Source organism: Nostoc sp., assembly GCF_036916575.1.
Classification (GTDB): Bacteria; Cyanobacteriota; Cyanobacteriia; order Cyanobacteriales; family Nostocaceae; genus Nostoc.
In genome coordinates this window covers 259,568-285,251 of the sequence record NZ_JBALGC010000004.1, presented here as the reverse complement: position 1 = coordinate 285,251, position 25,684 = coordinate 259,568, and the positions used below count along the sequence as shown (strand labels likewise).

The following is a 25,684-nucleotide window of genomic DNA, read 5'->3' as shown; positions in this document are numbered from 1 at the left end:
TACAGTCTAATTAATGTAGATCACTTTTTAGTGCTATTTTTTGCTCAGGGACGGAACTAGTTTTTGAATCAAAGGTGATGATACTAATCCTACCGTCAGCCTCTATATATGCAAACTTTACATTTGCTAAAAATTCCACACCTTGCTGACGTAACTTGCTCATCAACTCATCCTCTGTAATTAACTCTCGTTGCAAATGACGCTGAATCATCCGACCATTTTTTACCAATAGCAGCGGTGGCTGATTCATAAAACGTTGGAATTGGGGTATTTTGTAGCCTAACCAGTTCAGCAAGTAACTCCAAAAAATTACAGTTGCTACCAGGATAGCGCCTTCAGTAATCGATGTATAATTACTCGCCATAGCGTTTTGGGCAGCTTCAGCAAATAGCACAACTACGAGTAAATCAGTAATTCCTAAAGTTCCTAGTTGCCGACTAGGAAGGAAGCGTAGCACTGAGAACAGTGCCAAATAGACCAGCGATCCACGGATAATCAACTCAAAGACGCTAATGCTAGGAATAAAGATTGCCTGCCAATTGATAAAAAACCATTTTTCCATTAGCACTGATTTTCTCCCTTTTTCAATAGACATCTGGAAAAAATCCAGTCTAAGGTTATTTATAAACACAGAGTAATTATCTATAATTATATGTGATTTATTTCATGTCAGTGATTTTCATTAGAGGTTAAATACTTTAATCTGTATCATATTTAAAAATATAAACCTCCAACAAGTAGGGATTAAAATCGCTGATTTTTTCTTTTCTATTTTCAGCGCTTTGGCTTTTTAAAAGACTTGAATAAGCGATTAATAAAGCTAGAAGATGGCTTTTTCTTAGTGGATGATCGCCCCGTTGGATTTGTGCCATTATCTTTGGTGTTATCAGACAGAGGTATGGCATCCTTCGTTGGGACTATGCCGCTTCCATATCTTCTGGCATAAACTTGGGTAAACTCTGCACCGAAGAAAAGAATCTGTGCGGCATAGTTAACCCAAGCTAAAAGCACTACCAGTGAACCGGCAGCACCGTAGGTTGAACCAAAACTGCCATTACCTAGATATTGTCCTAATAAAAACCTACCGATAGAGAACAAAAATGAGGTAATAACAGATCCAATAAAAACATCATTCCAAGTAATTTTGACATCTGGTAGAACTTTGAAAATTAACCCAAATAGTGCTGTAGTGATCGAAAAAGATAAAACAAAGTTAACTATTCGCCAGAGGAAATCAACACCGGGTAGGATGTTGCCAAAGTATTTTACTAATGCTGCTAACCCCGTACTAATTACCAGAGAAACTAAAAGTAAAAAGCCAATCCCGATCACCATTGCAAAGGACAAAAAGCGTAGACGAATGATGTTATTTATGCCGCGTCCGGGTTTCGGTTTGACTTCCCAAATCGTGTTGAGGGAATCTTGCAACTCGGTAAATAAACCAGTCGCACCTAATAGCAGAACTACAACACTAATAATGGAAGCCATTACTCCTGTCTGTGGTTTGTTAGCGTTCTGAATGGCTGTTTGGATAAATTGTGCCCCATCTTTACCCACTAAACCTTGAATTTGTCCAACGATTTGACCCCTTGCCGCATCTTCTCCAAATACTGCCCCTGCGATCGCAATTACAATAATCAACAACGGTGCAATGGAAAAAATTGTGTAGTAAGCTAACGCTGCCGCTAACCGTGAAGCTTTATCATCACTCCATTCTTTGAATGTCTCTTGTAATAACTTCCAAATCGCCTGTAAATTCATCCAATCTGTCTCCTTAGGGAATGTTGCTTACTTCCTGATATATTGGATACTTATTTCTTAAGTAACGGCATCCACCTAAGGGAGTTTGTGCAGCGTCCTGGAGGAGGAATTTAGTAGAGTCGATAATTTTATTGACGGCAATATCTATAAATAATTTGCTTTTTGGTAGACAATAGGTAGTGCGATCGCTTTAGTATATAAAATACAGTGAAAGCGCTCACATAATTGCTTGATTGATTAGTCATTAGTAAGAGCGCTTTTGAAGTGTATACCCCCCTTTCATAGGGCAGAAAAACTTTCTTATATCAGACTAATTCAAACTACGTTCAAGAGTGGGCGTGGTATCTCAAAAACTAATGACCAAGGACTAAGCGCAAAGTCGAGCCAGTCGCTTGGGCGGGTTTCCCGACTTGGGCGTTAGCGTAGCGGTAGTGACGCTCCTGCGTCACTGGCGTTGAGCAGAGATTTCCTCCGCTCAGAACTTTGTAAGAATGACTAATGACCCCGTGCAACGGTTTGATTCCCCTAATATCGTTTCGCTAAAATTCGGGATTTCTTCATCGGTTAGCTATTTATTACATCGGATTGAAAATTTATACTTACTCATATAACGGTTCTGATTCAGTAATCGATTCTCCTGCCTGTTCTAAATTATGTAAGGTGTTTAATGATAAAAAACCAAACCCAACTTTAGAGGCAATATCTAGTAGCGTATAACCCATTGTTTCCCCACCTTGACCAAGAGCGTTAAACCCTTCTGGACTAAGAATCCATACAATTGGATAGAGTGTCCACAGTACCAGATGCACAGTCACCAGCTTACGAAATGAAATAGCGATAGGTGTCATTGCATCTACTTTTGCAATGACATCCACATCCAGTGTTAAACAGACCAATGCTAATCCGGCAATACTCGCACCAGTTGCTCTATGTGCTGGAACCGCAGGAGTAGGTTGCGTCTTGGTCGGAGTTGCTGTCATCGGCGGAATCAGTTATTACATTTGGGAATCTTCTAATAACGGGAAACGTATATTTTCTAAAAAAGATGGTTCTATACTTAAAATTGAGGAACCAGAAGATTTTGAAAATGAGGTAATAGTAAATATTTATGGCTCATCAATAACAGCAGTACAGGCAGAAGAAAGATGCAGAAGAGATGTAAGTCTGCATGGGCTTGAATTTGCTTACGTTCGCAAAAAATCAAACGGGACTTTTGAATGTGTAGGTAAATAAGGAGAAAACATAAAATGAGTGAACAACAACTCTTTTCTCACCCCGGCACGCATTTTGTAGAAATGCCATGTCTTGATACTGATTCTCAAGCTAATCTTCGTAGCGAAGTGATAATAATAAGTCCGTTAACTGCACAAGAAGCAGTTAGTAAGTTTTTGAAAAATGAAAAGTACATTGCTCATTATGAACTTGCAACTACTTACACGCTAGGGTATGAAGGACAAGAAAAACATATTTGGGATTTTAGCCATTATGAAGTGTATGAGCCAACAAATAATAGATTACCTTCGATAGTCATTTTAAGGTACCGTCGTAGGCATTTTAAAGAAATATCAGAGCAAGATACAGAGACAGCACTAGCAGTCTGATTTACACAAAATGCCCAGATGCTGCGAACATCCTGGGCGCATCCAAATACTCAATTTGCTTTCCTCTGCGTATTAGAATCAGCTACATCTTCAGCAGCATCCAATTCTTGACGATATTTTTGAATATACTGCCCAACTGCGTCAAAGTCTGGATCATCTTTGAATACCCCGGCAAATTTCATCCAAGGTCTTTGAGATTGCTCAGGCTGGGGTAATTTGATTTCCATTGGCATTACTTCAACTTTCTGGATACGCTCAACCAAAAGCTGCTCTAGCATCAAGAGTGCTTGTTCGCGATTTGCTGCTTCAATATGATACTGTGGAAGTTCCAAAATAGATGCGATCGCACTACCATCTTCTTTAGTCTCCAGCAAAATATTGACTTTCAAATTTGCAGTCTGTGATTCTGCTAAACTATTGATTTCCATAAAGATTGAACTATCACTTATCTATTAAAATCATAGCTTTAGCTTTGCTGACTATTACTGCATTCTATCGATTGTGCGATATTGAATTGCTTCTGCTACATGATTGGTTTTTAGTTCATCTTCTCCTGCTAAATCTGCAATAGTCCGCCCTACTTTGAGAATGCGATCGCTTGCTCTTGCCGATAAACCTAATTTTCTAATTGCTACTTCTAATAAACTGCGACTAGCATCATCTAGCTTGCACCATTTCTGGAGATGACGACTCTGCATATGGGCATTGCAACGCAGATTTGCTTCTCCTTGGAAGCGAGTAATTGCGCGATCGCTTGCTTGTTGAACCCGTTCGCGCACTGATGTTGATGCTTCTCCGGTAGGTTGTTGGGTAATTTCTTCTGGTTTTAAGCGATTCACCGCAACCTGTAAATCAATTCGATCCATCAACGGCCCAGAAAGCTTTGCCCAATATTGCTCGCGTTGGCGGGGAGAACAAGTACATTGTTGGATGGTATCGCCATAATAACCGCAAGGACAGGGATTGGTACTCGCTACTAAAGTAAACTGCGCGGGAAACATTACCGATAGTTTGGTGCGGGAAATTGTGACGTAGCCATCTTCCAAAGGTTGACGCAAAAATTCCAATACCTCTCGCTTAAATTCTGTCAACTCGTCAAGAAAAAGTACACCTCTGTGAGATAATGAGATTTCCCCAGGACGAGGAAAGCTACCGCCACCCACAAGAGAAGGCCCGGATGCTGAGTGGTGGGGGCTGCGAAAAGGGCGATCGCGTACCAACGAACCGCGATTTTTTAATAAACCAGCCACCGAATGGATGCGAGTCACTTCTAAAGATTCGGCAAAACTCAGGGGCGGCAAAATTCCTGGTAAGCGTCGTGCTAACATAGTTTTCCCACTACCAGGCGGCCCGACAAAAATTAAATTATGCCCACCAGCAGCAGCAATTTCTAAAGCACGACGCGCATGAGCTTGTCCTTTAACATCATGCAAATCTGCGCCAGGGTATGATACTGTTGCTATCTCCGTTGTGCTATCGATCTGCACAGGTTTGTAACGCCCCGGATTATTTAAAAAATCCACCACATCAGACAGATGTTTGCAGCCGTAAACAGCCAAGTCTTCAACTACTGCCGCTTCTTGGGCATTATCAGCAGGGATAACTAAACCTGCAATTCCCATTTTTTGGGCAGCTGCTGCGATCGGCAAGACACCAGCCACCGGACGCAAACTGCCATCTAAAGAGACTTCGCCCAAGAATAGATAATCTCCCAATAAATCAGCGCTAACTTGCTCAGAAGCCACCAAAATTCCCACACTAATAGGCAAATCGAAACAGGGGCCTTCTTTTCGTAAATCTGCCGGAGTTAAATTGATTACAATTTTTCGCATGGGAAAGGCAAAACCTGCATTCTTCAGCGTTGCTTTGACTCTTTCTCTGGATTCTTGAATCGCTGAATCTGGCAGTCCCAAAACAACAATTCCCGGTAATCCCCCTGACACATCGACTTCCACGCCTACTTTGACGGCATCGATGCCCACAATTGATGCACTCCAGACTCTGGCAAGCATTTATTATATAACAGTAAACCTTTCAAATCTCTAGCAGATAAGTCGGTAGATTGGCATTAGTGAAACCACAGAGACTGCTATCTGTCTTGCCAACAGATATTTTCCTTATGTTACTGTAAGCGATCGCTCTCACTAAGAGCATCCATCTTCGCTTGGACACTTAAGTATCCAATAAAGTAGGCAGAGCCAAGAACGATGCCTACGGCTGGCTACGCCTACACTCCTACCCAAGAGCATCTATTTTTGCAGTCCTTGAAAAATATTTATTTTACCTGAGTTCGAGGTTAGAAAAAGTTTGAAAACTAGACATAGTAAAGTTTATAGCAACATACGTCCATCTAATTTGATGTCAAGAAGCTTTGATAAATGAGAATATATCTATTGATGCATATTTAGGCTCAGTGGTTCCTTCATCCATTGAGATGTATTGTGTTTTCGTCTGCGATACGTGCAGCGTCAAGCCAGAGGCTTATCGCCCCCCTGCTCGGATATGATTGAGTTGTGGTTGTGTACACCCACAAATCCAAAACTTTGAAAAGAATTTGCAGAATATGAATTCACTCGAACCAAGCATAAGTACTGATGTCCCTGCATCTGATGTTATGCTCCAGATGATTTCTGGCTTTTGGGTGTCACGGGCAATCCACGCTGCTGCTAAACTTGGTATTGCTGACTACCTCAAGGAACAGCCAAAGACAGTAGAGGAACTAGCTGCAATCACTGATACTCACGTGCCATCTTTGTACAGATTACTGCGTGCGCTTGCCAGTGTAGGTATATTTGCTGAAGATGACTATCATCGATTTGGCTTAACACCCTTGGCTGCTACGTTACAAACGGATGTTCCTGGTTCAATGCGTTTTTTTGCCATTTCTGAACTGGGACAAGCGCACTACTTAGGCTGGGATAACCTCCTACATAGCATCAAAACTGGTGAGATTGCGTTTGACCACATCGCTGGAATGAGTGTTTGGGATCATTACCTTAAAAACTCCGAAGCTGGCAAGTTGTTTAATTGTGCCATGACAAGTCTAACAGCTTTTGTTTTGGAAGCAATTATTTGCAGTTATGACTTCTCAGCATTCAACACTGTTGTTGATGTGGGAGGAGGTCAGGGTAGTTTAGTGACTAGCATCCTTAAAACTTATCCGACTGTTAAAGGCATTGTCTTTGATATACCAACGGTGATAGAAGAAGCAAAATCTTGCCTGCAAGCACAAGGTTTTGCAGACCGCTGCACGGTAGTGTCGGGAAACTTCTTTGAGTCAGTAACAGCAGGTGGTGATGCTTACCTTCTCAAGCACATCATTCATGACTGGGATGAGGAAAAAGCGATCGCTATTCTCAAAAACTGTCATCAGGCAATGTCACAGCATGGTACACTCCTGCTGTTTGAGACGATAATTCCTCCTGGGAATGCATCTTCTTTTAGTAAGTTGTTTGACCTGAATATGCTAGTTATGACTGGTGACGCGAACGCACAGAGGAGGAATATCAAGTGCTACTGCTTCATGCTGGCTTCCAACTTACCCAAGTTATTCCAACCCCGTCACCAATTAGCGTTATTGAGGCGCTAAAAATTTAGAGGACAAAGTTTAGCCCAACTTACCCTGGCAGATTTAATCATTCCTAACTAACTGCAACAACAGCACGGTCATTTACTAACTTCCCATCTTCCATGTAGACGATGCGATCAGCAATATCTAGAATGCGATTGTCATGAGTAACTAAGAGAATGGTACAATCCTGTTCTTTAGCTAGTGTTTGCATCAAGTTGACCACATCTCGTCCCGATTTACTGTCTAGGGCGGCGGTGGGTTCATCCGCTAAGACAATTTTAGGATGACTAACTAAAGCACGAGCGATCGCAACTCTTTGTTTTTGTCCCCCAGATAAATCATCAGGATAATAATTGAGGCGCTCTCCTAATCCTACCTCCTCTAACATTAGGGCTGACTGGATTTTCATTTCTGTCGGCGAAATATTATTATGCACTTCCAAGCCCATTCTGACGTTCTGGAGTGCTGTCAGGCTACCGTGCAAATTGTGCGCTTGGAAAATATAACCGTTATTGCGTCGTGCTTGGGTAAGTTGTGCTTTGTTAGCGCCACACAGTTCTTGTTCCAATATCTGCAAACTGCCAGATTGGGCAGAACGCAAGCCGCCGACTAAGGTGAGAAGTGTAGTTTTACCAGAACCAGAAGGCCCAGTCATGATAATAATTTCGCCGGCGTTAATATCCAGGTTGATATCAAAGAGAACTTGCTTGCGGAGTTGACCATGACCGAAGTAGTGATCGAGATTTTTAACAGAGATTAAGGTTTGACTAGTCATAAATAGCTTAATTACTGGTAATATTTGTCATTTTTTCTTTGCAAATGACCAATGACAAATGACAAATTTAAAACATATCTGCGGGGTCGGCGGACTGTAATTTACGGGTGGCGATCGCACCAGAAATTATACACATAATCATCGTCAATGTTAATACCGTCAAAGCCCGTGCTACGGTCATATAAACTGGCAAATTGGTGGCATTACGAGTTAAATGATAAAGTCCTAAAGGTGCGATCGCTCCTGGGATAAACCCCAAGACTGCCAAAATTATCGCCTCTTCAAACACCACACCTAATAAGTAGAGATTGTTATACCCCATTGCTTTGAATGTGGCGTATTCTTTCATGTGGGAATTCACATCTGTAGAAAGAACTTGATAGACGATAATCACGCCCACCAAAAACCCCATTGCTACACCCAGGCTGAAGATAAACCCGATGGCCGTATTTGTTTTCCAGTAATTTATTTCAAATTCGAGAAATTCTGCTTTGGTTAAAACTTTAACATCATTATCTAAATGAGATTGTAAAGCTGCTTTCATCTGTTGTGGGTCATAGCCTGGTTGCAGTTGTACTAAACCAAGACTGACACTGCTTGCTTCTTGTCTGGGAAATAGCCGCAGAAAGTTCTCGTCGCTGGTGATCAAAGTACCATCTGCTATGAAGGAAGCCCCGACTGAAAATAAGCCGCTAATAGTAATTGTCCGCCGTTCTATTTCGGTTGTGACAGTTTTACCTTGTTCAATTTTGGCGATCGCTTCGTTGTAATCTCCTCTGGAGGCGCGATCGAACAGAACGGTATCTGGTAGCTTAATAGCATTTATCTGGCGATTCACATCCGCTAAGTTCAACACTTGCCGATCAGGATTGAACCCCATAACTAATATTGTCGTTTTCTGATGTGTTTGGGGATTTTTCCAATCAACAATGTTGACATACATTCCTTCTGCCGACTTGACACCTGGTACATCCATTGCTTGATACAGCCGCCGCCGCGTAAAGCTAGACATATATGCCAGGTTACGTGCTTGGGGGCTGATGACAAACATATCAGCCTGCATACTGCTATGCAGCATTGTGTTACTTTCAAACAAGGCAGTCTGAAACCCTAGCTGCATGAACATCAGAACATCGGCAAAGGCAATACCTGACAATGCCACCAAAAGACGGCCTTTTTCATGACTCAGTTGCAGCCATCCTAGAGGCGTTCGCCGCCGCAGTTGCTGGATAAATCCAATCACAGTTCAATCACCGCCTTGACTTGCAAATTAGTAAAGTTAGAAGCATTTTGGCTGGATAGTTTATTCAGTTGCACATGGACTTCCACTACTCTGGCATCAATATTGCTAGAGGGGTCTGCGTTGATTAGATTTTGCCGCTTTACCTGCATACCAATCCAATCCACTCTTCCCTCTAATTCATTGCGGAGAGAATCACTACTTACCCGCACATCCTGTCCCGGACGCACTCTCTTGATATCACTTTGGTAGACTTCTACTACTGCATACATCTGGTCGGTTTGACCTAAAGCCACAATTCCTTCATTGCCTACAGTTTCTCCAGCTCGTGTATTAATCTCCAAAATTCGACCGGCTTTAGGAGCCACAACGTATGCTTGTGCCAGTTCTGCTTTAATTTTCTCCACAGTGGCTTGAGCACTGTCTATCTCTGCTTGTGCATTTGCTATGTCTGTGGGACGAACTTCAGTGGTTTGATTTAGGTTAGCTTTTGCTTCGTTAATCTGCTGTTGCAAGCTAGCGAGGGTTTGATTTTGGTTGGCTTTTGCTTCGTTAAGCTGCTGTTGTAGGGTCGCTACAGTTCTTGTCTGAGTGGCTTGACTTTCAATTAAGGCTTGAGTAGAAGTTTCGGCGCTTAGGCGTCTTTTATCAACTTCTTGGCTAGAAATTGCTCCTGCTTTGTATAAAGTCTCGTAGCGCTGCACGTCAGCTTGGGCATTACCTTTCTCGGCTGCGACGCGAGCCACTGTTGCTTGCAAGCTGCGTTGTTGCCCTTGCAGTTCTGCTTCTAGACGATTAATTGTGGCTTGCTGAGTTTTAATGTTTCCTTGTAGTTCTACTTGTACACGATTTACCGTAGCTTGACGCGCTCCAATTTCTCCCTGTTTGGCTCCAGCTTTTACCTGGTTAAGGCGGGATTTGGCAACTTGAACTTGTTTTTGTGCTTCACCCAAAGTAGCTTGTAAGCGATCGCGGTTGTCCATAATCGCAATTACCTGCCCAGCTTTGACGCGATCGCCTTCTTTCACCAATAGTTGCTCCACCCGATTTCCTTCACCATTTGAAGAAGGCGCTGACAGTTTTATTACCTCTCCCTTTGGTTCTAACCGCCCTAATGCTGTTACTGTTTTTACCACAGGCTGAACTGCTACTGGTGCTTTTTGCTTTTCATTAGCCGTCGCCTGAAACTTCATCACTGTATAAACACTGATTCCGCCTATTGCTAGAGATGTAATGATTGCAAGTAGAAGAGGCGATTGCAAAAGATTCTGAGAAGACCTTAAACCCTCTGAATTCCTGTATTGCTCCATACTATTTTCCCCTGACCACCAGTAGCAACTTGTACTAAACTGTACAGTTCAATTTATGCTAAACTAAACGGACTAGTTTAGTCAACATGATATAACTAAACTTGTCAATTAATTTGCAAAGGCATTATGCATCTGAATGTTATTCCCAATTGGGATTGAAAGAAAGTAGAACAGAGGAAAGCGACAATAGAGGCTTTTGGGCTTTATCAAAGGGTAAGTAAGTTGGCACAATTAAACTAAACTATGTGAAGAAAGGTAAACTACACTAAAATCCTCTTTCCTCCTACCTCCTGCCTTATTACAATGACAAATTTTTTCGCCTACCTACTTATGTTTATTTTCGCCATTTTGTACTGGGCATTTTGCAGCATCTATTAATATTGTTTATAAGAAAGGATGATTAATAAATGGTACGCATCAAAGCTGACGAAGTTGATCGAGACAATTCCGTTGATAAAGTTGAGCAAATTCTGCAAGGGGCAATGCAAGAGTTCCTCCAACATGGCTATGCTGGTACAAGTATGGATCGGGTAGCAGTAGCAGCAGGTGTCTCTAAAGCGACAGTCTATAGCCACTTTCAAGATAAAGAAGGACTTTTTAAAGTACTGTTAGAGCAACTGGCAAGTAAAAAGAACAACTCGATTTTTGGCACAGAACCTATTGAGGGAGAATCAGTCACCATACTGCGCCAGTTAGAAACCAAAGCATTAGAGCAGATGGTTAACGACAAAGAACATAGTGCATTTATACGAGTTTTAATCGGGGAATCTGCCCGTTTTCCTGAGTTAGCTCAAATTTGTGTTCGGGCGATGTTTAAGCCAATAGCGGAAACTCTCACTCACTACTTGTCGGCTCCTGAACTAAATATACCTGACCCAGAGGCAACAGCGAGAATTCTCTTGGGAGCATTGGTGCATTTTCATATTACTCAGGATGTGATGCATGGAAAGGACATTGTACCAATGGAAAGCGATCGCTTGATTGATGCCTTGACACACCTAATAACTAAATGCGCCGATTGATTGGTTATATCCCAGTGCTTGTTCGGTGGGAAGGTGAAATTCACCTTGAGTAACAGTTGACCGTTTTTTCCATAGAAGCTACAGTGTTGCCTCCGGTCTTTTTCGTTCCTTGCCGTTGAGTCGAAAATCCCACGGCTTTATGTGAAAACGAGCAATAGCCATGTTTTCACCGCCGTGGGAGTTGTCAAAAGCTGGCACAAATACATCCTCCAGCGATCGCAAGATTAACTAGGCAGGAATGACTTGAACAATTAGTGAGCGTTTATCCAGCGACTGGACTTTACCTACTTGACTGAGATCGTTTGCAATTCGGTCTAGCATCTCTCCTGCTTTGTCACGATATTGATGTTCTCGGCCTCGTAAACGAATGGCGAACTTGACAGAATCGCCTTTACTCAACCACTCACCTGCTTGTTGGATGCGTAAATTGTAATCAGCCACACCCACGTTTAGACCAAACCGAACTTCCTTTACCGTCGGTCTAGCACTCTGGCTCTGACGTTTTTTCTTTTGATACAGAAGTTTGCCATAGTTGAGAATCTTGGCGATTGGAGCGTCTTTGCCTTCGGAGACTACAACTAAGTCAAGCTCTAAGCTTTCGGCTAGCTGTAGCGCCTCATTGGTGTCGATCAGACCACGATTGTTATTCTCATGGTCAATCAAGAAGACGCTAGGTGACTTGATTTGTGAATTAATCAGTTGCTTTTGGATTGCGATAATGAATTTCTCCCAATTGTTCAACACTTTACTTTGTAAACAAGCAAGTAATGCTAATTTAACACAACACTGAATCAGAGCAACTTTAACGACACAATCGACTGCAATCTGTTATAATGCAGAACTGCGGCACTCGCTCTGAGTCTTTGCGCTATTGCCCATCCAGCCTTTCAATGATTTTTTATCCGTCCGCCTAAGACTGACACCGCCATTGGCGACAGTCTAATACACTGTCTTGAAACTTAATAGCAATACCTGAGTCCGACGAAAAAAAAGACTAAAAACTAGACGGATATGTTTATAAAATTTATACCTTAATAGTCATTGTCAGCTACACAAATCCCTTTACATTTAATACCGTTCGTAGCGGTGCGCTGACAATGAGAACATAGAACTTTTTCGTTTTTTGTTTCTTGATTTATCTTTATACTAGTTGAAGGCGTCAGAAAGTCGTTTTCGGTCTGGAGTTTTACAGTCATAAGAATAGAATAATTTCTTGCGGTTTACCATCGAAAAGTAAAAGTTTTCCAATCGTACCAAATCTACCAATATATCAATCATCGCATAAGTGTAACTTCGACCGATTATGATCACATTTTATCGAGTATTAGCTACAACAACTCGGTGATGGAAAATAACCGTTGTCGATCTATTTTCTGAAGCTTGATTTTTTCGGCGTAGAAAGCCTGATAATAAGATTGATAGCGCTCTGGTTCAGTTTGTGGATCGGTTTGTTGCCATAATTCTAAAAAGTGGCGATAGCGTTTTTCAAGCATCACTAGATCCATGCAAGCGATCGCAGCTTGAACCACTTGCGAAGTCCGAAGTATTTCTTTTTGGTTTTTTTCATCCACATGAAACAAATGGGAAATTAACGCCATCTCGCTGCCAAATTCTAAAAACTGGTCTTGCAAGCGGGAAATTAAATCTGGTGGAGACACAAAATTTCTCGTTTCTGCATCACCAGATAAAATTTCCAAAATCTGTTGCCATAAAAATCGGTGGTGGGAAAGACTAAATTGCAAATCTCGCTCCTCTAGTTCGTCAATAATCGCTTGACGCTGTTCAGGACAATGCAAGTAAATCCGCAGTAATAACGCCTCTGCGTGTTCTAAAAGGCTGCGTTCTGTAGGAAGTGGAGAGTGGGAAACTTTGTCACCTCCCCATGCTTTCCTCGCTGACACGGGCTTAGAGTATGTAGCCGCAGGGGGAGCAATTTGAGTTAACAGATTTTCGACTCGTAGGGGGATAAGTCTGGTATCTCCCAAGCTGAGTATTTCTGCACAGTAGGAAACGTAATAATTTCGTGTATCGCTGTTAGCTATATTTTTAAGTAATTTGACTAATTGTTGAGTTACTTGTTGAAAATCAGTAGCCTGTTTTAAGTCGCGGTCTTGAATAATTTGCTGAATCTGCCAGTCTAGCCAAAGTGGTGCATTTGCTAACAGTTCTTGATAATTTTCTGGTGTTTGCTTACGCAAGTATTCATCAGCATCTTTACCATCGGGTAAATTGAGAATTTTTAGCTGAACTTCGCCTTTGTATGCTAGTTCAGCTATTTCACCGATCGCCCGTTCGGCGGCATTAGTTCCGGCTTTATCAGCATCAAAGTTGAGTACTAATTGTTTCGATTCGGTGTAGCGTAATATTAACCGGACTTGTTCTAAGCTTAAGGCAGTACCGAGTGAGGCGACGGCGTTATCAATTCCAGCAGCGTGGAGAGCGATCGCATCAAAATATCCCTCTACCACCACCGCTTGATCGAGTTGAGAAATCCCACCTTTGGCTTGATCGAGGGCAAATAATGTTTTACTTTTATTAAAAAGTTCGGTTTCTGGTGAATTCAGATATTTAGGTTGTACCCCTTCCGGGGAAGCCGCCTTCTGGGCGTCTACATCAGTCAGGGTTCTACCACCAAAGGCAATGACGCGCCCTTGGACATCACGGATGGGAATCATCAAGCGATCGCGAAATACATCATAATAACCGCCCCCGGAAGAGCGTGGCTTAATCAATCCTGCTTTTTCTAGTATTTGTGCGGGCAAACGTTTATCTTCCACTAGATAGCGATGGAGGGTTTCCCAACCTGCGGGGGCATAACCTAAACCAAATTGCTGTATTGTTTCTTCTTTGAGTTGGCGGTTAGATTGCAAATATTGAAGTGCTTTTTGCCCTTGGGATTGTCTCAAGGCATGTTGATAAAACTGGGCGGACGTTGCCAGAACTTCATACAACTGCTCACGCAAAGATAGCTGACGCTGTAATTCTTGGCGTTGTTGGGGTTCCAGGGTTTGCACAGGAACTTGGTAACGCCGTGCTAAATCCAGCACCACATCAGCAAAAGAGCGCTTCCCCAAGTCCATCACAAACTTAATCGCATTTCCCCCTGCTTGACAGCCGAAGCAATAGTACATTTGCTTGGTTTGGCTGACGGTGAAGCTAGGAGATTTCTCATCATGGAAAGGGCACAAACCGACAAAATCCTTTCCTCTTTTGCGTAAAACTACGTATTCCGAGACTACATCTACAATATCAGCCCGTAGTTTAACTTCCTCAATTGTGTCTGGGTGCAAGCGGGGGATTTGCATGGCTTTGTCATTAATCATTGGTCATCTCTTACAAAGTTCTGAGCGGAGGAAACCTCCGCTCAACGCCAGTTCGCACAAGTCGGGAAACCCGCCCAAGCGACTGGCTCGACTTTGCGCTTAATCATTGGTCATGAACTTTAAAAAAAGGACAAAGGACAAATGACAAAGGGCTTCTGATGGCTATTATATTCTTGTTGCTAGACCAAGAATGATATATAGAATTACTTACACTTAATTTTATCAGAGGAAATACTGAAAATGGGACGTATTTTTATATCAGCGGCTCATGGAGGCAAAGAAGCTAGAGGAATTGATCCAGGTGCGATCGCAGGTGGTACAACTGAAGCCAAAGAAATGATTCTACTGCGGGATTTGATTGTCACGGAACTGAGGGCGCGGAATTTGGAAATTTTGGCGGTTCCTGATGACTTGAGTGCCGCCCAAACTATCACCTGGATCAATTCCCGCGGCCGTCGGGGTGATATTGCCCTAGAAATTGAATCTGATGCGGCTAACAGCCCTTCTGTGCGTGGGGCTAGCGTCTTCTATATTGTTAATAATAGCGATCGCAAGAGTAATGCTGAACAGTTGCTAATAGGGTTGTTGCGCCGCGTACCCCAATTACCGAATCGGGGAGTCAAGCCTGATACCGATAGTGGATTGGGTCGTTTAGTATTCTGTCGCCAGACAACGCTTCCAGCTTTGGTGATGCAAGTGGGGTTTCTCAGCAATCCAGAGGATCGGGCTTTGCTGCAAACTCGTCGTCGCGATTTTGCTTTGGGAATTGCCGATGGACTAGTAACTTGGAGTCGTATAATTGACCCCACTCCTGGAATTCCGGCAGAACCAAATTATCCAGCAATTAATATTAATATTAATGGGCAAAATTACTCAGAGCAAGGAGTTTTAGTTAATGGGAATGCTTACATCCCCATTGATTTAGTAGACCTTTTGCGGATTGACCTTTCAACAGCAGCTAATGTCAATCGGATTACCTATCACAAAGTAGTTTATGTTAAAGCGATCGAACTGCGAGATTTTAATGTTGCAGTCACTTGGGATGCTGCAACGCGTACTGTTAGCTTGCGCTCAAATTTGGTGGTTTGCCCTGGTCAATTTTCGCGGGTAATGTCAAACGGTAATACTTCCGAAGTACAGTTACAATTATTCCTCAGAAATAATAATGAAAATGCTTTAGTAAAGTTTCCTGACATCCCCAAACTTTATCGAGAAGAAGCAGGTATAGAGGGAGTAAACTATGATATTGCCTTTTGCCAAATGTGTGTAGAAACGGGATTTTTACGGTTTGGTGGTGATATTAAACCTGAGCAAAATAACTTTGCTGGCTTAGGTGCGATCGGTGGTGGTTCGGAGGCTGCATCTTTTCCAAGTGCCAGAATTGGAGTGAGGGCGCACATCCAACATTTGAAAGCTTACGCTAGTTTAGAACCTTTGGTACAGGAAGTAGTAGATCCAAGGTTTCGCTTTGTCACACGTGGGATTGCGCCATTAATTGATCAGTTATCAGGGCGGTGGTCAGCAGATTTAGATTATGGTGCAAAGATTTCAGCAATGCTCAAACGATTATATGAATCAGCAGGACTTCTTTGAGTAAGGAAAAGAAAATTACTAAAGTTTTGCACAGTGCAATCAAAAAACGCTTGGCTCCTCAAGGAATAGGTGTTACTTGGTCTCAATTTGTGTCTGGGCCTCCGCTAAAGGCTTAACCTTTGAATCAGCAAGCTTGCTACAAAAGCGGACGCGATGCCTACGGCGGTAAACTACGCGATTATCCTATAATTATTAGCTAATCTAAATATTGGTTAGCCTAATATTTCGTAGAACATAATAGAACTCTCCTGATGAAAATTTGGAATAGACAACTAGGCGATCGCGTAAGTAATATCATTTACCAGTATTTACCCGCCTTTCGCTGGCGTAACTTTCGGCTGTTTTTTGGGGGACAGTTACTATCAATGTCTGGGACATTTATGACCCAGCAGTTAACTATTCCTTGGCTGGTATACGATTTGACTAAATCGGCTTGGTTGTTGGGAGTTGCGGGCTTTGTGCAATTTTTACCAACGTTATTACTGATTCCCTTTTCGGGCGTATTGTCCGATCGCTGGAGTCGTCGTGACTTGTTAATGCTAGTGCAGATATTGGGAATTAGCGTTTCCCTGGCATTAACGATTCTTACCTTTAGGAATTCGATGACGTTTCCCATCCTATTGGTACTGAGTGTTCTCAATGGTTTGCTCAAGGGATTAGATATGCCCGTGCGTCATACAATCGTCACCGAAACCGTAGACGATCGCGCCGATTGGAGTAATGCGATCGCCTTGAATTCAGTGATGTTAAGTTCCTCACTGGTATTGGGGCCCGCTATGGGCGGGATTTTGATTGCGACGCTAGGGGTGAAATATTGTTTTCTCTACGATACCCTCAGCTATATCCCTGCCATCTTTACCCTGCTAGCAATGCGGCTGAAAGTCAGATCCATGCAAACTCTTACGAGCCTTAGCGATACTTTGCAGAAATTGCGAGAGGGCTTTGAATATGTCTCCAAATTCCAGCCGATTAGAGCAATTTTATTAATACTGGCGTTACAAGGTTTAGTCGGGATGTCTCATGTCGCGCTCATGCCCGTCTTCGCGGCTAAGATTTTAAATGGGGATGCAACTACGATGGCTCACCTCAGCACCTCAGCGCCGATTGGCTCGTTGTTTGCTTGTTTGTATCTGAGTGTTAGGCGAGGGATTGCGGGCTTAGAGCGTTTGATTGTAGTCGCTCAAGTCTTGATCGGGATGAGTCTGATTTCCTTCTCACTATCGCGTCAAGTTGGATTATCCATAATCATACTGGTGTTTACAGGCTGCTTTTCCATCCTCCTGATTACCAGTAGTAATATGATTATCCAAACCCTAGTTGCCGAGGATAAGCGCGGACGGGTCATGAGTTTTTATGCACTAGCAATGGTGGGTATGATACCCTTTGGGAATCTGTTAGCTGGAACTTTGGCACATAATTTTGGTGCGACTAATGCCTTGATTGTCTGTGGCAGTCTGAGTATTTTAGGTGCGCTATGGTTCTCTGCACAACTGCCAGCAGTGAGTCGTTGGATTAATCGCTAAACAAGTCGATAAAGCTCAAAAAACAGACCTGACTCCAACTGTTTGCTTTTCTCGCCGTGCGACTTCTGCACGTACTAAAGGAATGACATCACGCCCATAAGTGATCGCATCCTCTAAGGGATCAAAGCCCCGGATCAACAAGGTAGTTACACCTGCATCATAATAATCAACCAAAGCCTCTGCTACTTGTTCTGGTGTACCCACTAGAGCTGTAGTATTACCTGCTGCACCAGTAGCTGCTGCGATCGGTGTCCATAGACGCTTATCATAAATCTCATTTTTGGCTGCAAAATCCAGCAGACGTTGTGACCCTACCGCCTGGGGTCTAGCTGGGGAAGGTAATTTAGCTCCTCCTCGCAACTCTTGAATTCGCGCTAAAATGCTATGTGCTTTCTCCCAAGCCTGTTGTTCTGTAGCGCCAAGAATAGGTCGCACAGAGACGCTGAAACGAATGGAACGACCGAGTGGTAAGGCAGCACGTACCTCTGCGATTCGTTCTTTAACTGCGGCAATTGGCTCACCCCACAAAGCGTAGACATTACTGTGTTTGGCTCCTACTTGTACGGCTGGCCCAGATGCACCACCAAAGTAAAGTGGGATGTGGGGCTTTTGCAGCGGCTTGATCGCAGAGAAAGCATCCTTGACGCGGTAAAATTCACCTTCGTAATCAAAGGGAATGCCGTTTGTCCAGACGCGACGAACAATTTCTAAATATTCATCGGTGCGACGGTAGCGGCTGTCATGATCCAGCCAGTCGCCATCTTTTTGCTGGTCAGCATCGCTGCCACCGGTAATGATATGTATTGCTATCCGACCGTTGGTAAAATGGTCAAGGGTAGCTGCCTTGCGAGCTGCCAGAGTTGGTGCTACAAAACCCGGACGATGAGCAATTAAAAAGCCCAATCGCTCTGTTGCTGAAGCCGCGAAACTAGCAACAGTGAAACCATCAGGGCTACTAGAACTATAGCCAATCAATACTTTGTCAAAGCCTCCTTCTTCATGGGCTTTGGCAAATTCACGAACATAAGCTGGATCAATGATGTCATCGCCCAGACTGCCTGATGCACTATTTAATTCCGAAGTTGGTTTTGTCCGAATCAATCCAATAAATTCAATTGGCATAATAAATTCTCCTGAAAATGTTGGGGAGCAGAGGGAGCAGGGGAGACAAGGAGGAATTATTGAAAATCTCTCCCTCGTCTCCCCTTTCTTTCTTGTCTCCTTTGTCTCTTCTCCATGCCCAATGCCTAATCCCTAATCAATCAAACAAGTCTGGTTGGTTGTGGGAAATTTCATCCCACAAATATTGGAATCCACCCCAGCCTGCTTGGTGAGTACCACCGCGTTGTTGGATCTTTAAGGCGATGTCGTGCTCAATCAAGATGGGTTTTCCTACGGCTTCTGCTAGCAATTGCGCCTTAGCAGTATCTTCTAACCTGATGTACCACCAAGCGGCTTCATCCACACTGTGTCCCACGGTCAATATTCCGTGGTTGCGTAAAATCGCAGCTTTGCTCCTGCCTAGTGCCTGAGCAATGCGTTTTCCTTCACTTGTTTCCAAGACTATGCCTGTAAAATCATCAAATAGAGCATGATCTTGGTAAAAAGCACAGGAATCTTGAGTAATCGGGTCGAGCAACCGACCCAAAGATGACCAAGTTTTGCCGTAGAAGGAATGGGCATGAGCCGCTGCTATGACATCGGGGCGGGCTTCGTGGATTTGAGAGTGAATGGCAAACGCTGCTTGACTAACTTTGCCTTCACCTTGGACTACCTGACCTTCACTATTCACCAGTATCAGGTCTGATACGCGAATGCGACTGAAATGTATCCCAAAGGGATTGACCCAAAAGTGATCGGTAAGTTCGGGATCACGGGCAGTGATGTGTCCTGCCAATCCTTGAGCAAAACCCAAACGTGCAAATACCCGAAAGGCTGCTGCCAAGCGTTCTTGGCGATGGCGACGCTCTGATTCAATAGAGATGAACGTCGGTGGTTGGAAGGGATTGCTAGGACGGACGAGAGAAGTTTGCACCATGATTTTCAACTCCTACGTATGGATTGGGTAGACGCACAGTGCTGCCTCACTGCTGGTGAGAGGGTCAAGGTTTGTCGATACACATCATTTCACCATTAAACTAGCAAGACAACAAATGATTTATGGTTATGGCTCGGTAGGCGATGCCTACGGCGGTAAACTACGCAGTTTTTATCGCTGCAAATACGTATTGTTCAATCATGTCCAGTGGACAATGCTACAAATAACTTTTAGCTGATAACCGTAAATACGTTACTAATTACCTGATATCAGATTTTAAACTACCTAGTGACAACAAATTTTTTAACTAGAGTAGTGATACTATCAAAAAACTACGGTAAGTCAATCTGTTTACAGTTGTTTAAACTACAATGAATTTACCACAGTTCATTTAAATAAGCAAGCTCAATATGGAGTTATGCTGGAAAATATACTTGAGGAGAGTGTTATGTCTGTTGTCTGGAGACTGTTGCGATTCGTTAAGCTGTGAAGCGATCACTAAAATTTGCGATGCCTACGGCGGTAAACTACGTACGGTTTTTTCGGTTATTACTTAGGACTAACCCTTTCAAGATGACTCGTAAAATCTCTTGTTTTTTCTCAGCGCTATGGGCAGTTTGCTCAAGTCGAGAAACCCGCCGATGCAACTAACTGCCCTCCTCTGTACCTCTGCGGTTTAAAAAAATTACTTGTTTACATATCTCCCTTATATTCTTCTAACAATTGCGGAATGTGATCATATCCATCTACACCAATAACTGCAATGATTTTAGGGCGATGTTGCTGTAAGAACTTTTGGAAAGCTTCTGCCCCGATTTGTCCTTGTAAAATTGTCAATAACCCTGCCGGTTGACGCCACTCAATAGAAGCAATTTGCTCCAAAAGATACATTCCCAAGCAACCTGTGTAAACAGTTTTTTCGGAATTTTGCAGATGATAATAAGCTTCTGCTAAATAAGCTAAGTTCCGCCCTTGGAGATACAAATCACCGGAAACTTGCGCTGTTTTAAAGCCATCTTCAAGATATTTAATTGCCGTTTGGTGTTGTCCAATCACCAGATAGGCAATTCCTAAGCTGCTGACACATAAGGCTTTACTTTGAATATCACCTAATTTTTCTGATAATTTTAAACCTTGTTCCAAATAATTAATTGCGGCTTCATAAGTTTCTGGTTCTAGGTTTTCCAATTCCTGAGCTTGCATGACTTCGCTGTAACCTAAATTTACCAGTGCGTTTGCTTCTCCTGTCCTATCGCCTGCTTGCCGACTTAATATTAATGCCCGTTGACTGTAGTTAATTGCCTCAGCATAATTTTGCTGTTGCACGTAGGTGCGGCTGAGGTGGTTGAGATTGGCAATTTCACAAGGGCGATCGCCTGCATTCCTGGCTATCTCTAGCGCCTGCTGATGAAAATCAATGGAGCGTTGGTATTGTCCCAAAGCACGCTGAGAATAGCCTAAAAGAGTCAAAATTCGCGCCTTTTCCTGGGTTCCCTCACCTTGTCGTAGCGGTTCATCCAAATAATCGAGTGCATCTCGCAAATAAGTGCCAGTAAAAGAGGCAAAAATCCCGCCGTAAAAGGGAAAATACGGACGCTGGGCAAAGGTTCGTAAAATCTGAAGCATAATTTGAGAACAGGCATCGCCGTACACTGTCCCAATGCTGCCAAAACCACTCGCTAACTGACTCCAAATCACTGCAAAGGTCAAGAAAGTGGAAATGGACAATTTTGGCCCGGCTTTAACATCGTAAGCTTGTTGGTCAAACCAGTTAATTAGTCCCCGTTGCAAGTACTGTAAAATCAATGCCATTTCCACCCAATCTCTAAGGGTGATTCCTCGTTGTCGCTGGGCAAACTCAATTACCGATTCTTCCATAGCCAAGGTGCGAAGCAGTGCTTGGGGTAACTCACTATTGAGTTGTTTCGCCCAACTTGCCCAAGGGCCACGTTCTCCGGGTACGCCGCCAAATCCCAAGGATTCTTTTTGCTCGTACATCCAACTGAGCAAGTTATCTTGCAATCGCTGCCAAGAAGCTAAACCACGGGTAATACCTTCAGAAAATTGTTCTAAATCAGCATCTGCCTGGGCAAATTGCTGTAATGCTTTTGACAATTGTTGTAGCTGTTGCAAATTTAGCGGATACTTCTGATTCGGGTCAGTAACCCGTAAAAATGCCGCCAGACGCTCGTCTGCCGCAGATGTGGTAATTTCTGTAACTGCGGAGGCGAGCGCTTCTGTGGCTTTGTTTTGCTCTGAAGAGCGTTGCCATTGACTTTGAATAGTCTTAATGGCTCTCAAACTCCTAGTCGCCTTGGCTTTCTTGAATTCGTCTTTTTCACTATCTACTTGGCTTTGGAGAGCATTCAGGCGATCGCTCAAAGCCAACTCAAAGACTTCCCCTGTGCCGGAAGTTATCCCTTTAAGCAGCATTTGATACACCATCTCAACAGAGCTAATTTTGCCCTTGAGGGTGGTTTCGACAATTTCATCGATTAAGGCAAGATAGCGATCGCGCAATGGCAGAGATTCTGACACTTTGGCTATTAGAGAACGTCACGTCAATTCTAATTCTAGTCTTGACAGAGCTGGAAGAGTGGGAAAAATCGGGAATTTCAGTAGTTCAAAAATTTTCCAGAAGTTTTATCAGTCCTTCATTTTAACTAAGAAACGCAATCCACCGAAATCAGCTGATGATTTCTTGCTCATTTACCTCGGTTCTGGATGGACTTTCCTGTGAGCGCGACTACTCACGAGATCCAGCCTCAAAAACATTGGCTGAAACCCTTATTTTTCCAGCTAATTTTTCGAGATACTGAAGTTTTTAAGTAGTTTTTCACTCTTCCACAAACGAGAGTTCGCAGCGTCGGTAAAAGTAGGGAAAACCATCATATGGTAATGTAAAAAAAATCCGCAGTGAAATTTAAGCCAAGGGCGAATGAACCGACTGAGTAAAGAAGATCTCACGCAAATGAACCCGCTACACAGCCAATGTTCATACTAGCTAAAATAAATCTCAGGTGAGCAATAAAAATTAATAAACATCAAAAATGCTTGAGAAAGAAGTTAATGTCAAAGATAGTTTTCACTCAAAACAGCCTGGGGGCGGCAGCGATCCGAATAGTTTTGATTGTAAAGAAACATGGTATCCCATCCATTATCTGGAGGACTTAGACAAATCAAAACCAACGCCTTTTACAGTGCTGGGAAGAGATATTGTAATTTGGTGGGATAAACTTGCCCAATCTTGGAGAAGCTTTGAAGACCAGTGTCCTCATCGTTTAGCACCGTTGTCTGAAGGCAGGATTAGTGACGATGGGCTTTTGGAATGTCCCTATCACGGTTGGGCTTTTTCTGGCGATGGAAATTGTCAAAGGATTCCTCAGCAAGTCAAAGGTGGAACAGCAGAGATATCTTTACGAGCTTGTGTGGCATCATTACCAACTATTGAAAAGCAAGGGCTGCTGTTTGTATACGTTGGTGAATATGAAAATGCTGCCAAAACCGAAGTTCCAATAATTGAACCATTAGAAGAATCACCCGAAGGATGGGTTGTAATTAATACATTTAGAGACGTGCCTTATGATGCATTAACACTGCTAGAAAATATACTTGATCCTAGCCACATATCCTTTACACACCATAAAACGGTAGGAAATAGGGCAAATGCAGCACCTTTGGAACTTGAAGTCATTGAATCTGGGAAACATGGATTCAAAGGGATTTGGAAACAAGGTTTGAAACCAGGGCAATCAAGAGAGTTATCTACAACCTTTGTCGCTCCTTGTTTAATGTGGCATGACATCAACTCCCAGCGCGGCAGAATTCTAACCGTTGTTTATGCTACACCCATACGTAAAGGAGAATGTCGTATATTTGCACGTTTTCCTTTCAAGTTTTCTGATAAACTTCCAGGTTGGTTTATTAAGCTCAGACCGCGTTGGTATTACCACATTGGACAAAATGGTGTTTTAGAAGACGATCAAATTTTTCTTCACTATCAGGAAAGGTATCTTGAAGCTAAAGGAGGTAGCCCTAACTTTACTAAAGCCTTTTACCTTCCAACCAAAGCAGATAGTTTTGTATTTGAGTTGCGTCAGTGGGTAAATCAATATAACGCTGAACCGTTTGGCAAAGAGACTTTTTCTCCCCCATTGGGAAAGTCCGTGCTGTTGGAGAGGTATCATTCTCATACAGAAAAATGTGCCAGTTGTAGCTCGGCGCTTTCGATTATTGAGCGATTGAGATTTGGGAGTGGAGTTGCAACAGTACTTACTTTGGCTTGGACTCCAATGCTTTTTCTATTTTTGAAAACAACATCAGTTGTAGTAGTTGTGATTGAAACTGTAGTTCCCTTAATCTTTGCACTAGCATGGATCGGACTTAGTAAGTTGGTTATTCAGTTTTATGATGGACGAACCGTACCTCCACGAAACCGACCGGAAAAAAACTGAAATATAATAATAGCAAAAAAATATGACTAAGCTGATTTTAATTACAGGCATAAGTAAAAGTTTAAGTTACGCGATCGCCAAAGTTTTATTCAATTTACTGAATTTTAAATAAGCGAATTCTAGAATAAATTTTTTAAATTTTCAATTAATTTTCTTGAGGATATAAGTCATCATTTCACCTTTCCCTTTAACTTGAATTAAACCTCGTTTCTCCAATATGTATTTATCCTTTAAAAGCTGATAACTTGTTTCACAAACCTGAATACTACCTGCTATTCCATGTGATTCCATTCTACTAGCTGTATTGACTGTATCTCCCCAAAGGTCGTAGGCAAACTTTTTCAGCCCAATCACCCCTGCTACTACTGGCCCTGTACTAATGCCAATACGGATGCGAAAGGATTGGTTATTTTCTTGGTTAAACGTAGTTATAACATTTTGCATATCCAAAGCCATGTTAGCTATTGCTGGAGCATGGTCATTAGACTGATTTGGTAAGCCAGCAACAGCCATATATGCATCACCAATGGTCTTGATTTTCTCTACCCCATGACGTTCTGCCAATTGGTCGAACAAACAGAATATTGTATTTAATAACTCGACTAATTCCGCAGGAGATGTACGAGTTGAAAGCTCTGTAAAGCCAACAATATCGGCAAATAGCACCGTAACTTCCAGAAAGCTATCGGCAATAGTTGTCGGCTGTTGTTTTAATTGTTCTGCAATCATCTCTGGGAAAATATTTAGTAGCAGCATTTCTGATTTTTGCTGCGCTAGTTCCATTGCCTTACGGGCATAAAATTCTTTTTTTCGCAAGCGTTCGTATAAATAGACAGAAAAGACACAAATTATGCAAGTCCAAAATAAATATAAACCCTGCTCGATATAAAAAACTGATGGATTTTTTAATATGGGATTATCTAAGATATATAAAATTAAATAGCAAACAATTGTCCCAATCTGTGCTATTAAATGTATCCACCATTGCACTGGAACGATTGTAGCCTGAGTCAGAAACATCAGATTCCAGATATTGCTTTTAGGTTCTAGATTATTAAATAGCAAAGCTATATTAATTTGAACAGCACAAGTTACAGACCAGCATAAACTCAAAAAAATTAAGTTTGGGTAATGACGACCTATAGAAGTTTTACATAAACTCCAACCAATGAGGGTGAATATTTCTACTAGAAGACCGATTTTAAAGGCGTATATCTTGCCTTCTAATTGCGAATTTGCCCAAAGAAAAAAAGCGCTCAAAGTCAAGCCAGCTACCAGAATAATCTGCGCCTGCAATTGCAGCCGTTTCAAGAAAAAGCTCTGTCGCTGCTCTTTGTAGGATTCGGCAAGGTTATTGTTGATTTGCCGATGGGACATTCCGTGACTAATGAGCGCATCTAGTTGGGTTTTGTCTGAATTATTTGGATGAATCATGCACTTTTTGAGTTATTAGTAATCAAAGGACTGGGGAGT

At 42.5% G+C, this 25,684-nt stretch carries 23 protein-coding genes; 7 read left to right on the top strand and 16 right to left on the bottom strand.

What is annotated here, in order from left to right:
• Positions 1-10 precede the first annotated feature (10 nt).
• From V7L29_RS02430 to V7L29_RS02420, 3 genes are all read right to left on the bottom strand, one after another.
• Complete coding sequence (locus V7L29_RS02430; protein ID WP_334692317.1) at positions 11-562, bottom strand: DUF421 domain-containing protein; 552 nt, start codon at positions 560-562, stop codon at positions 11-13.
• A gap of 212 nt (positions 563-774) precedes the next feature.
• Complete coding sequence (locus V7L29_RS02425) at positions 775-1,761, bottom strand: YihY/virulence factor BrkB family protein (RefSeq protein ID WP_334734413.1); 987 nt, start codon at positions 1,759-1,761, stop codon at positions 775-777.
• A 599-nt stretch (positions 1,762-2,360) separates the two neighbouring features.
• Positions 2,361-2,741: a bacteriorhodopsin gene (locus tag V7L29_RS02420; protein ID WP_334734412.1), complete on the bottom strand. Its 381-nt coding sequence runs from the start codon at positions 2,739-2,741 to the stop codon at positions 2,361-2,363.
• Here V7L29_RS02420 and V7L29_RS02415 point away from each other — a divergent pair.
• Together V7L29_RS02415 and V7L29_RS02410 are read left to right on the top strand one after the other, a co-directional pair.
• The gene (locus tag V7L29_RS02415; RefSeq protein ID WP_334734411.1) at positions 2,722-2,994 is read left to right on the top strand and encodes a hypothetical protein; all 273 of its coding nucleotides are present in this window, start codon (positions 2,722-2,724) and stop codon (positions 2,992-2,994) included. The genes V7L29_RS02420 and V7L29_RS02415 overlap by 20 nt on opposite strands.
• 14 nt (positions 2,995-3,008) lie before the next feature.
• The gene (locus V7L29_RS02410) at positions 3,009-3,362 is read left to right on the top strand and encodes a hypothetical protein (protein WP_334734410.1); all 354 of its coding nucleotides are present in this window, start codon (positions 3,009-3,011) and stop codon (positions 3,360-3,362) included.
• Between the two features lie 50 nt (positions 3,363-3,412).
• Here the strand turns inward: V7L29_RS02410 and V7L29_RS02405 are convergent, their stop codons facing one another.
• Genes V7L29_RS02405 through V7L29_RS02395 form a run of 3 tightly spaced genes read right to left on the bottom strand, consistent with a single transcriptional unit; the run spans position 3,413 to position 5,534 of the window.
• Positions 3,413-3,790, bottom strand: coding sequence for a hypothetical protein (locus tag V7L29_RS02405; protein WP_334734409.1), 378 nt, complete (start codon positions 3,788-3,790; stop codon positions 3,413-3,415).
• Positions 3,791-3,844: 54 nt separating this feature from the next.
• On the bottom strand, positions 3,845-5,374 hold the full coding sequence (locus tag V7L29_RS02400; protein WP_334734408.1) for a YifB family Mg chelatase-like AAA ATPase: 1,530 nt from the start codon (positions 5,372-5,374) through the stop codon (positions 3,845-3,847).
• A 22-nt stretch (positions 5,375-5,396) separates the two neighbouring features.
• The gene (locus V7L29_RS02395; protein WP_334734407.1) at positions 5,397-5,534 is read right to left on the bottom strand and encodes a hypothetical protein; all 138 of its coding nucleotides are present in this window, start codon (positions 5,532-5,534) and stop codon (positions 5,397-5,399) included.
• 391 nt (positions 5,535-5,925) lie between these two features.
• Between V7L29_RS02395 and V7L29_RS02390 the strand changes: the two genes are divergently transcribed.
• Positions 5,926-6,951 (top strand): methyltransferase, encoded by a 1,026-nt coding sequence (locus V7L29_RS02390; protein WP_334734406.1) that lies wholly within the window; start codon positions 5,926-5,928, stop codon positions 6,949-6,951.
• A 52-nt stretch (positions 6,952-7,003) separates the two neighbouring features.
• On the opposite strand, the gene V7L29_RS02385 is transcribed toward V7L29_RS02390, so the two are convergent.
• The 3 genes from V7L29_RS02385 to V7L29_RS02375 form a co-directional block, all read right to left on the bottom strand.
• Positions 7,004-7,708: a DevA family ABC transporter ATP-binding protein gene (locus tag V7L29_RS02385; protein WP_334734405.1), complete on the bottom strand. Its 705-nt coding sequence runs from the start codon at positions 7,706-7,708 to the stop codon at positions 7,004-7,006.
• Positions 7,709-7,775: 67 nt separating this feature from the next.
• Positions 7,776-8,951: an ABC transporter permease DevC gene (devC, locus tag V7L29_RS02380; protein ID WP_334692281.1), complete on the bottom strand. Its 1,176-nt coding sequence runs from the start codon at positions 8,949-8,951 to the stop codon at positions 7,776-7,778.
• Positions 8,948-10,258: an HlyD family efflux transporter periplasmic adaptor subunit gene (locus V7L29_RS02375; RefSeq protein WP_334692282.1), complete on the bottom strand. Its 1,311-nt coding sequence runs from the start codon at positions 10,256-10,258 to the stop codon at positions 8,948-8,950. Before V7L29_RS02375 ends, devC begins: the two co-directional genes overlap by 4 nt.
• Before the next feature lie 407 nt (positions 10,259-10,665).
• Here V7L29_RS02375 and V7L29_RS02370 point away from each other — a divergent pair, with 407 nt between their 5' ends.
• Positions 10,666-11,280, top strand: a complete 615-nt coding sequence (locus tag V7L29_RS02370; RefSeq protein WP_334734404.1) for a TetR/AcrR family transcriptional regulator — start codon at positions 10,666-10,668, stop codon at positions 11,278-11,280.
• A 78-nt stretch (positions 11,281-11,358) separates the two neighbouring features.
• On the opposite strand, the gene V7L29_RS02365 is transcribed toward V7L29_RS02370, so the two are convergent.
• The 3 genes from V7L29_RS02365 to dnaG form a co-directional block, all read right to left on the bottom strand.
• Positions 11,359-11,502 carry a hypothetical protein gene (locus V7L29_RS02365; RefSeq protein ID WP_334734403.1) on the bottom strand — a complete coding sequence of 48 codons (144 nt, stop codon included), beginning with the start codon at positions 11,500-11,502 and terminating at the stop codon, positions 11,359-11,361.
• Positions 11,503-11,508: 6 nt separating this feature from the next.
• Complete coding sequence (gene infC / locus V7L29_RS02360; protein ID WP_334692284.1) at positions 11,509-12,024, bottom strand: translation initiation factor IF-3; 516 nt, start codon at positions 12,022-12,024, stop codon at positions 11,509-11,511.
• A gap of 584 nt (positions 12,025-12,608) precedes the next feature.
• Positions 12,609-14,585: a DNA primase gene (gene dnaG, locus V7L29_RS02355; protein WP_334734483.1), complete on the bottom strand. Its 1,977-nt coding sequence runs from the start codon at positions 14,583-14,585 to the stop codon at positions 12,609-12,611.
• Positions 14,586-14,843: 258 nt separating this feature from the next.
• Between dnaG and tftA the strand changes: the two genes are divergently transcribed.
• Together tftA and V7L29_RS02345 are read left to right on the top strand one after the other, a co-directional pair.
• Positions 14,844-16,196 (top strand): hormogonium tapered terminus morphoprotein TftA, encoded by a 1,353-nt coding sequence (gene tftA, locus V7L29_RS02350; protein WP_334692285.1) that lies wholly within the window; start codon positions 14,844-14,846, stop codon positions 16,194-16,196.
• Positions 16,197-16,447: 251 nt separating this feature from the next.
• Positions 16,448-17,719: an MFS transporter gene (locus V7L29_RS02345; protein ID WP_334734402.1), complete on the top strand. Its 1,272-nt coding sequence runs from the start codon at positions 16,448-16,450 to the stop codon at positions 17,717-17,719.
• Positions 17,720-17,734: 15 nt separating this feature from the next.
• Here the strand turns inward: V7L29_RS02345 and V7L29_RS02340 are convergent, their stop codons facing one another.
• The 3 genes from V7L29_RS02340 to V7L29_RS02330 form a co-directional block, all read right to left on the bottom strand.
• Entirely contained in the window at positions 17,735-18,841 is a 1,107-nt protein-coding gene (locus tag V7L29_RS02340; RefSeq protein WP_334734401.1) for an LLM class flavin-dependent oxidoreductase, read from the bottom strand.
• A gap of 136 nt (positions 18,842-18,977) precedes the next feature.
• Positions 18,978-19,757, bottom strand: a complete 780-nt coding sequence (locus V7L29_RS02335; RefSeq protein WP_334734400.1) for a class II aldolase/adducin family protein — start codon at positions 19,755-19,757, stop codon at positions 18,978-18,980.
• Between the two features lie 693 nt (positions 19,758-20,450).
• Positions 20,451-22,295, bottom strand: a complete 1,845-nt coding sequence (locus tag V7L29_RS02330) for a tetratricopeptide repeat protein (RefSeq protein WP_334734399.1) — start codon at positions 22,293-22,295, stop codon at positions 20,451-20,453.
• A gap of 512 nt (positions 22,296-22,807) precedes the next feature.
• Here V7L29_RS02330 and V7L29_RS02325 point away from each other — a divergent pair.
• The gene (locus V7L29_RS02325) at positions 22,808-24,211 is read left to right on the top strand and encodes an aromatic ring-hydroxylating dioxygenase subunit alpha (RefSeq protein ID WP_334734398.1); all 1,404 of its coding nucleotides are present in this window, start codon (positions 22,808-22,810) and stop codon (positions 24,209-24,211) included.
• A 141-nt stretch (positions 24,212-24,352) separates the two neighbouring features.
• Here the strand turns inward: V7L29_RS02325 and V7L29_RS02320 are convergent, their stop codons facing one another.
• On the bottom strand, positions 24,353-25,645 hold the full coding sequence (locus tag V7L29_RS02320; RefSeq protein ID WP_334734397.1) for an adenylate/guanylate cyclase domain-containing protein: 1,293 nt from the start codon (positions 25,643-25,645) through the stop codon (positions 24,353-24,355).
• Between the last annotated feature and the right edge of the window lie 39 nt (positions 25,646-25,684).